This is a genomic window from Caulobacter sp. S45 (genome assembly GCF_903642205.1).
Lineage (GTDB): Bacteria > Pseudomonadota > Alphaproteobacteria > Caulobacterales > Caulobacteraceae > CAHJWH01.
In genome coordinates, this window is sequence record NZ_CAHJWH010000135.1 from 1 (window position 1) to 8,808 (window position 8,808).

Genomic DNA, 8,808 nt, shown 5'->3' on the forward strand with positions numbered 1-8,808 from the left:
ACGCGCCGGATGGGATGACGACTACCTCCAAGCCGTCATCTCCCAAACCGCTTGATCCCTTCAAGCGATTCCCCTGACCCTCGGGCTGTTCGCTTGCGGCGCCGGTGGGGCTGATCTATAAGCCCCCGCTCTTTGTCGGAGTGTAGCTCAGTCTGGTAGAGCACCACGTTCGGGACGTGGGGGTCGCAGGTTCGAATCCTGCTACTCCGACCAAGTTTCCCGTCCCCTGCAAGCGGCTTTGCCGAACGATACCAAAACGCTTAGAACACCCATGAGCCGGGCCGCTTGGCCACAGGCCGAGTGGGGGAGCCTCCACGGGGCGCGAGCGTTGAACGGCCATGGCTGAGAGCTTCCGTTTCAAGACCTGGCATGCCGCAGCCTTCCTGGCCGGGATCAGCGCGGTGTCGGCCTTCTCCTCGTCCAAGGATGCGCGCACCTACTGGCAGGGGCTGAACAAGCCTGCCAGGGCGCCCCCGGCCTGGGTCTTCCCGACCGTCTGGACGGGGTTGAACCTGCTGCAGGTCTGGGCGGACCTTCGCATCCTCAACAACCGGGAGACGCCGGTCCGCAACACGCTGCTAGGGCTTCGGGCGGTGAACTGGCTGCTCTATGCGGTGTTCACCCCGGCCTTCTTCCGCGCCAAGAGCCCCGTGGCGGGCGAGGCGATCACCCTGGCGGAGGGGGTGACGGCGGGGGCCACGGTCGCGCTGCTGGCGCGCACCGATCCGCTCGCCGCCGCGGCCCTGACGCCCCTGACGCTCTGGACCGCCTATGCCAGCCTGTTGGGCGCCGATTTGGCGTCGAAGAACTCCGACCGCCTGGTGGACCAGCTCCGGTGGGACGGCGCCTTTTAGACGGCCAACCTGGGCGAGCCGGCGGGCCCCCCGCGTCCTCCGTCGCTGACCGCCGCCTGCACCCGCGTCATGCCCGACTGTCGACAACCCGCACTGTGGGCCTGCGTACGCCTCCGGGCTGGAGCCCGCGCCTCTGCACAAGCTCTGGCGCGAGCATATCGCCCGCTGAGCGCGGCTGCGCTGGTGACGGCGCGGCCACGTCATGGTGAGATGGGACTCATGGTGCGCACGTCCCTCCTCGCCCTGGTCGCAGCCGTCCTGCTGCTCTGTCTGTCTCCCGTGCGCGCCCGGGCTTGGGACCCGGAGGCCGACCGGGTCGTGGCCCAACTCGCGCTGGAGCGGCTGACGCCCTCCACCCGCGCCCAGGTCTCAGCGCTGCTGGGGAGCGGCGTGGGAGTGGCGGGCTGCCCTGTCATGGGCCTGGACGACAGCGCACGCCTGGTGTCTTGCCTGCACGACCAGCGGGCCGACTTCATGCGCGACCTGCCCTATCCGGCTGTTCCTCTGTGCGGCGCAGTCCCGCCTGCACGCTGGTGCCCGAACGGTCGCTGCGCCAGCCAGACCCTGAAGCGCTTCATCGGCGAGCTGAAGGATCCCGCCACGCCACAGCCGGAGAAGGTGCTCGCGCTGGAGGCGGTGGCCTACCTCATAGCCGAACTGCACCAGCCCTTGCACGCCGCCGACAACGCGGACCGTAGCGGCGAGCGGGTACGCGTCACCCTTCCAGGTGCGTTGAAGGTGAAGGCCAACCTCTATACCGTCTGGAACGACGATCTTGTGGCCAGCGCCATCGGGACCGCGGAGACAGGTCTGCCCTATGTCCGCGCGCTTGCCGATGCCCACGGGGCGGACTGGTCGAGGGGCGATGTGGACGACTGGGTCGCGGAGACGCACGATGTCGCCCTGCACACCGCCTATGGCCGCCTTCCCGACCCGCCGGCCTGCAACAAGACGCCCGGGCATCCCGAGCGGTTGACGGCGGACTATTTCGCCGTCGCGGTCCCTGCCGTGCGTATCCAGCTGGCCAAGGCCGGCGTGCGGCTGGCTTCGGTCCTGAACGCCACGCTGCCGTAAGGTCCCACCTGGCAGGAGCAATGGAAAAGCTGCGGCATCCCGCGATGGCGTTGCTATAGACGCCAGGGGCTCGGCCCGTCGGGGCTCCGAGTCGTGGCGGGGCGAGGGTCGGAGCAGATCGCGCGGCATGAAGCAGTTCCTGGTCACCCTGGCGGGCGTGTTCTGCGGCCTGCTGCTGTTCTTCGTGGGGCTTCCGTTGCTGATCGTGAGCCTTGCCGCCAGCGCCTCGCGCCCGGCCGCAGCTCCGACCGCCACCGTGCTCTCCCTAGACCTGCGCCAGACACTGAGCGACCAGAGCCCGAATACGCCGCTGGCGTTCCTGAACGGTCGCACCTTGTCGGTGCTCTCGGTCGTGGAGACGCTGAGCCGGGCTGCCGACGACCCCAGCGTCAAGGGCCTGCTGGTCCGCCTGCCCGAAGGCGGCCTGCCGCCGGCCCAGGCGGACGAGCTGCGGCTGGCGCTCAAGGGCTTCCGCCACTCCGGCAAGCTGGCCATCGCCTACAGCCAGGGAATCTATCCCTCCGGCGTCTCCACTGCGACCTACATGCTGGGCGCGGCGGCGGATCAGTTCTGGATGCAGCCCGGGGCCTCGCTGCAGTCTACAGGACTGACGGCGGAAGACCTGTTCCTGAAAGGCTTCTTCGACAAGTACGGCGTCACCGCCGACTTCCAGCAGCGTGAGCAGTACAAGAACGCCGTCAATCCGCTGCTGTACACCGACTACACCCCGGCCCATCGCGAGGCCGAGCTCGGCTGGATGACCTCGGTCTATGACACGGAGCTGACCACCGCCGCCAAGGACCGGGGGCTCGACCCCGCCGCGGTCAAGGCCGACCTCGCCGCCGGCCCCTACAGCGCGGAGGACGCCAAGGCCAAGCGGCTGATCGACCAGGTGGGCGAGTTGCCGGCCGCGGTCGCGACACTCGGTGCCCGCGCCGGCCAGGGCGCCAAGCTCATGGACCTGGCCAGCTACCGCGCCACGCGCCACGCAGCCGTCCCGGGCGGCGGACCGGCCCTCGCCCTGATCGGGGCGGAAGGCGACATTGTCACCGGCACCGCCGAAGACCAGGGCCTGACCAGCGCCAAGGCCGGCATCTATTCCGATGACGTGGCCAAGGCCTTCGCCGAGGCTGTGGCCGACGACCAGGTCAAGGCCATCGTGTTCCGCGTCTCCTCGCCGGGCGGCTCCGACACCGCGTCCGAGCAGATCGCCTCGGCGGTGCGTGCCGCCCAGGCCGCCCATAAGCCGGTCGTGGTGAGCATGGGGACCTACGCGGCCTCGGGTGGGTATTGGATTTCCGCCGGCGCGGACGAGATCGTGGCCGAGCCCACGACTCTGACCGGCTCCATCGGCGTCTTCGGCGGCAAGATCGTGTTCGGGCCGGCGCTGGCCAGGTTCGGGCTGAACCTGCGGGACTTGACCGTAGGCGGCGACTTCGCAGGGGCCTACGGCTCCGCCGAGCCGTTCACGCCCGCCCAGCGGGCGACGGTCTCCGCCTGGATGGATCGGATCTACCAGGGCTTTATCGCCCACGTAGCCCAGGGCCGCCGGCTGCCGGTCACGCGCGTGGCCGAGATCGCCAAAGGCCGGGTCTGGACCGGCGCCCAGGCGCAGCAGCTCGGCTTGGTAGACAAGCTGGGCGGGCTGGCGCTCGCCGTTGCGGAGGCCAAGCGGCTGGCCAGGCTGTCGCCGGACACTGCGGTCGTGCTGAAGACGACGCCCTCGCACAGGTCGCCGTTCGACATGCTGCAGCGGATGGCCGGCCTGGGTGGCGCTTCGGCGGAGAGCTTCATGGCGGCTGCGCAGGTGCTGGGCGATCCCAAGGCTCGCGCCGTGATGGATGAGCTTGCGCGGGCGCGGCTGCAAGCCGACGGCCAAGCCGCCGTGCTGGCGCCCATGCCGATCCGGTGATCCCTCCTATAAGGGGAGGCCAGTCGAGAACACCGCCATTCGGCTCAGCGTAGGCTTGCGCGTCATTCCCGGCCTTCCAGCCGCGAACGGGCGATGAGACGGGTGCTCGACTGATCGGGCACCAGGTCCACCAGCTCGACCCGGCCGCCCCAGCCGAGCACCAGGTTCGCCCCGACCACGGTGTCCACAGTGTAGTCGGCCCCCTTCACCAGCACCGCGGGCCGCAAGGCGCCGATCAGCTCCAGCGGCGTGTCGTCCCCGAACAGCACGACGAGGTCGACCGAGCGGAGGGCTCCGATTACCTCCGCCCGCGCCAGTTCGCTCTGTACCGGCCGCTTAGGCCCCTTGAGGCGGGAGATCGACTGGTCGGTGTTCAGGCCCACCACAAGCCGGTCACAGAGGGCCCGCGCGGCGGCCAGCAGACCCACGTGGCCGGGATGCAGCAGGTCGAAGCAGCCGTTGGTGAAGCCGACCCGCAGGCCGGCATGCCGCCAGCCCTCGGCGATGCCTGCAGCCGAAATGAGCGGGACCAGCTTGCCCGCCAGCAAGCCTTCGTTCGGGCCATGCAGCAGCGCCTGGTTCAGCTCCTGCGGCGTCACGTACGACGTGCCGCTCTTGCTGACGGCTACGGCGGCGGCGGTGTTCGCCAGATGGGCTGCCGCCTGCAGCTCCGCGCCCGCGGCGAGCGCCAGGGCCGCGGCGGCGATCACCGTGTCGCCTGCGCCGGACACGTCTCGTACCGTTTGCGCCCGGGCGGCGTCGCGCCAGACCGGCCGGCCAGGTTCGTAGAGGCAGACTCCACGCTCGGAGCGCGTCAGCAGCACCGACGCCCCGGTGGCCGCGCACACCGCCTCCCCGGCCCGGTCGCAAGAGGCGTCGTCCGCGCAGTCCTCACCAGTGGCGACCCGCATCTCTTTGCGATTGGGGGTGAGCAGGCGTGCGCCGCGGTATACGTCCACGTCCCCACGTTTCGGATCCACCGCCACAGGGATACCCGCAGCGCCGGCGGCCTGGATCACCGCCCGCACGACTGCTGGGCAGGCCACCCCCTTGGCGTAATCGGAGATCACGACGACCTCGCAATTCCGGACTTGATCGAAAACCGCCGCAACGACCCGCTCCTCGATCTCAGCGTCCAAGCCGACCCTCTCCCGGTCGGCGCGCAGCAGGTGGCGGTCGCCGCCCAAGTAGCGGGTCTTCTGGGTGGTCGGGCGTCCGGCGACACGGACCAGGGCGTTGGTGATCCCGCCCGTGGCGGCAAGAATCCCGTCGAGCAAGGCCGCGCCCGGATCGTCGCCGACCACGCCCACCAGGACGGCGTGGCCGCCCAGAGCCGCCACGTTTGCGGCCACGTTGGCCGCCCCGCCCGCCATGGAACGCTCCTCCGTCACGTTGACCACCAGGACCGGAGCCTCGGGCGAGACCCGCTCCACGACGCCACGCACAAAGTGGTCGAGCATCACGTCGCCCACCACCAGGACGCGGCGCCCCGAGATATCGTCGATCAGCATGGCTCAGGCTTCGGCAAAGCGGGGCAGGAGATCAAGCGCGCCGCCGATGTCGGGCGCCAGCGTCACCTGGAAGCCCGGCCGCTCCAGCGCGGCCGCCTCCACCTGCTCTTTCCGCCCCCCGTGCCCGGTGGCGACGTGCAGGCCGATGGGCAGGCCCGCCGCCCGTCCTGCGGCGAGGTCATCGGCGCGGTCGCCCACGACCACCGAGCAAGCCAAGTCTATGTCCATCTGCTCCGCCGCAGCCAGGAACATGCCGGGAGCGGGCTTGCGCCAGGGATGGTCGTCCACAGCCATCGATCCAAGCCCGTCTGCGTGACATCCACAGGCGAACACCGCATCCAGGTGCGCCCCTCCGGCGGCGAGCAGGCCCGCGATCCTGGCCTGGACCGCCTCGAAGTCCGGCCAGCCAAAATAGCCGCGGGCGACGCCGGACTGGTTGGTCACCAAGACGACCGGCACGCCCGTCCGGTTGTAGGCCGCCACCACCTCCGCCGCACGAACCTCCAACGCGACATCGCGTGGCCGGTGCAGGTAGCCCACCTCCCTGACCACCACGCCGTCGCGATCCAGGAACAGGGCTCCGCGGCCCTTGAAACGCTGCGCGCCTGCCGACGCCCAACAGCCCAACTCAGGGCCAGGCGCGCACCCTCGCCCAATCAATGTGGGCTCGCCTGCGGCAGGGCGCGCGAGTTGACGATTGGGGATGCGGGTCGCCGGTCTATGGCTCGCCCGACCTAGTTCAATGCGCCCTTGAGCCCTTCGCCGGGCCGGAACTTGACAGTCTTGGAGGCCGGGCGCTTGACCTGCTCGCCGGTGCGGGGATTGCGGGCCATGCCCTCGGGACGATCGACGGGCACGAAGTTGCCGAAGCCGACGATGCGGACCTCCGTGCTCTCCTTCATGGCGTCGGTGATGGCGCCAAGCACGGCTTCCAGCGCGTCCTTGGCCTGGATCTTGTTCAGGCCGGACTTGTCTGCGACGGCCGCTATGAGTTCGGCTTTTGTCATCGGAGGGTCTCCCACGGACGCGTTTGGCGGGGCCATTCGGCCTCCGCGCGGGTCACGGATTATGGAGCGTTCGCGGCGTACGTCAAAAGAGAAAGGCGGCGCCTTTTCCTGCGCCGCCTTCATTTACCCGGGAAACGCAATCGCGCGGCAGGTCAGTGGGTCATCACCGCCTCGTCGCCGAGATCGTCCACGATGGGGAGCGGCGTGCCGTCCGCGTCGTCCTCGTGCCAGTCGATGGGCGTGAGCGGGCCGGTGAGGGCGTAGCTCAGCACCTGGTCGATGTTGGAGACCGGGATGATCTCCAGCTCGCGCTTCACGTTCTCCGGCACGTCGGCGAGGTCCTTCTCGTTCTCCTGCGGGATCAGCACTGTCTTCACGCCGGAGCGGAGCGCCGCCAGCAGCTTCTCCTTCAAGCCGCCGATGGCCGTCACCCGGCCCCGCAGCGTCACCTCCCCGGTCATGGCCAGGTCCTTACGGATCGGCACGCCGGTGAGCACCGAGACGATAGCCGTGGCCATGGCCGCGCCAGCGGACGGACCGTCCTTGGGCGTGGCGCCGTCGGGCACGTGGACGTGGACGTCGGTCTTCTCGAACAGGGTCGGCTTGATCCCGAACGCCGGCGCCCGGGCCCTGACGTAGGAGTGGGCCGCCGATATCGACTCCTTCATCACGTCCTTCAGGTTGCCGGTCACGGTCATGCGACCCTTGCCCGGCATCTTGACCGCCTCGATGGTCAGGATGTCGCCGCCGAACTCGGTCCAGGCCAGCCCGGTGACGATGCCCTTCTGGTCCTCCTCGTCGGTCTCGCCGTAGCGGTACTTTTTCACCCCGGCGTAGCGGGCCAGCCGCTCCTCGTCGATGGTGATGGAGGTCACCTTCTCCCGCTCAAGATCGCGCACCGTCTTGCGCGCCAGCTTGCCCAGCTCCCGCTCCAGCGAGCGGACACCGGCTTCGCGGGTGTAGTAGCGGATGATGTCGCGCACCGCCGCATCCGGCACGATCCACTCTTCCGCCTTCAGCCCGTGGTCGGTGGCAAGCTTGGGCAGGAGGTGGCGCTTGGCGATCTCCAGCTTCTCGTCCTCGGTGTAGCCGGCGATGCGGATGATCTCCATCCGGTCCATCAGCGGCTCGGGCATGTTCAGGCTGTTGGCCGTGGTGACGAACATCACCTGGGACAGATCGTAGTCCACCTCCAGGTAGTGGTCGCCGAAGGTGGAGTTCTGCGACGGGTCCAGCACCTCCAGCAACGCCGAAGACGGATCGCCCCGCCAGTCGGCGCCCAGCTTGTCGATCTCGTCCAGCAGGAAGAAGGGGTTGGTGGACTTCACCTTCTTCATCGACTGGATCACCTTGCCGGGCATCGAGCCGATGTAGGTCCGCCGGTGGCCACGGATCTCCGCCTCGTCCCGCACCCCGCCCAGCGACAGGCGCGCGAACTCGCGCCCCGTGGCCTTGGCGATGGAGCGGCCAAGGGAGGTCTTGCCGACGCCCGGGGGGCCTACGAGGCACAGGATCGGCCCCTTCAGGTTGCCCGTGCGCGACTGGACCGCGAGGTACTCCAGGATGCGCTCCTTGACCTTCTCCAGGCCGTAGTGGTCCTCGTCCAGGATGCGCTCGGCCTCGAGCATGTCCACGGGCTTGGACTTGGACTTGCCCCAGGGGATGGACAGCAACCAGTCCAGGTAGTTGCGCACCACCGTGGATTCGGCCGACATGGGGCTCATGTTGCGGAGCTTCTTCAGCTCGCCATCGGCCTTGGTGCGGGCCTCCTTGGAAAGCTTAATCTTCTTGATGCGCTTTTCGAGCTCCATCAGCTCGTCGCGCTGATCGTCCTGCTCGCCCAGCTCGCGCTGGATCGCCTTCATCTGTTCGTTCAGGTAGTATTCGCGCTGCGTCTTCTCCATCTGGCGCTTGACGCGGGACCTGATCTTCTTCTCGACCTGCAGGACGGAGATTTCGCCCTCCATCAGGCCGTAGACCTTCTCCAGACGCTTGGCGACGTTGAAGATTTCCAGCAGCGCCTGCTTGTCGGCGATCTTCACCGACAGGTGGGCGGCGATGCTGTCGGCCAGCTTGCCGGGCTCGGCGATCTGGGGGATGGCGGCCAGCGCCTCGGGCGGCACCTTCTTGTTCAGCTTGACGTAGTTCTCGAACTGCTCGGCGACGGCGCGGCTCAGCGCCTCGGCCTCCGGCGCGTCCTCACCGTCCTCGTCCAGCGCCGCAGTCTCGGCCTCGAAGAAGCCTTCGGTGCGGGTGAAGCGCAGCAGGGCCGCGCGCCGCTTGCCCTCCACCAGCACCTTCACGGTGCCGTCCGGGAGCTTCAGCAGCTGGAGCACCGTAGCGACCACGCCGACGTCGTAGATGGCCGACGGCTCGGGATCGTCGTCGGCGGAGGTCTTCTGGGTGGCGAGCAGGATGGACTTGTCGCCCTTCATCACCTCCTCGAGCGC

Annotated in this window: 7 protein-coding genes and 1 tRNA gene; 4 read left to right on the top strand and 4 right to left on the bottom strand. The window is 68.9% G+C overall.

Annotated features, from left to right (window positions below; genetic code table 11):
- The first annotated feature begins 136 nt into the window (after positions 1-136).
- From HUV06_RS12520 to sppA, 4 genes are all read left to right on the top strand, one after another.
- Positions 137-213: transfer RNA gene (locus tag HUV06_RS12520), tRNA-Pro, on the top strand.
- Between the two features lie 125 nt (positions 214-338).
- On the top strand, positions 339-854 hold the full coding sequence (locus HUV06_RS12525) for a TspO/MBR family protein (RefSeq protein ID WP_174301597.1): 516 nt from the start codon (positions 339-341) through the stop codon (positions 852-854).
- 222 nt (positions 855-1,076) lie between these two features.
- Positions 1,077-1,928: a S1/P1 nuclease gene (locus HUV06_RS12530; protein WP_174301598.1), complete on the top strand. Its 852-nt coding sequence runs from the start codon at positions 1,077-1,079 to the stop codon at positions 1,926-1,928.
- Positions 1,929-2,055: 127 nt separating this feature from the next.
- Entirely contained in the window at positions 2,056-3,840 is a 1,785-nt protein-coding gene (sppA, locus tag HUV06_RS12535) for a signal peptide peptidase SppA (RefSeq protein ID WP_174301599.1), read from the top strand.
- A gap of 62 nt (positions 3,841-3,902) precedes the next feature.
- On the opposite strand, the gene rfaE2 is transcribed toward sppA, so the two are convergent.
- The 4 genes from rfaE2 to lon all read right to left on the bottom strand — a co-directional run.
- Positions 3,903-5,351 (bottom strand): D-glycero-beta-D-manno-heptose 1-phosphate adenylyltransferase, encoded by a 1,449-nt coding sequence (rfaE2, locus tag HUV06_RS12540; protein WP_174301600.1) that lies wholly within the window; start codon positions 5,349-5,351, stop codon positions 3,903-3,905.
- A 3-nt stretch (positions 5,352-5,354) separates the two neighbouring features.
- Positions 5,355-5,978, bottom strand: coding sequence for an HAD-IIIA family hydrolase (locus tag HUV06_RS12545; protein WP_174301601.1), 624 nt, complete (start codon positions 5,976-5,978; stop codon positions 5,355-5,357).
- Positions 5,979-6,085: 107 nt separating this feature from the next.
- A complete protein-coding gene (locus tag HUV06_RS12550) occupies positions 6,086-6,358 on the bottom strand; it encodes an HU family DNA-binding protein (protein ID WP_174301602.1) in 273 nt (90 codons plus the stop codon).
- 152 nt (positions 6,359-6,510) lie between these two features.
- On the bottom strand, positions 6,511-8,808 hold a 2,298-nt coding region (gene lon, locus HUV06_RS12555), incomplete at its 5' end, for an endopeptidase La (protein ID WP_174301603.1).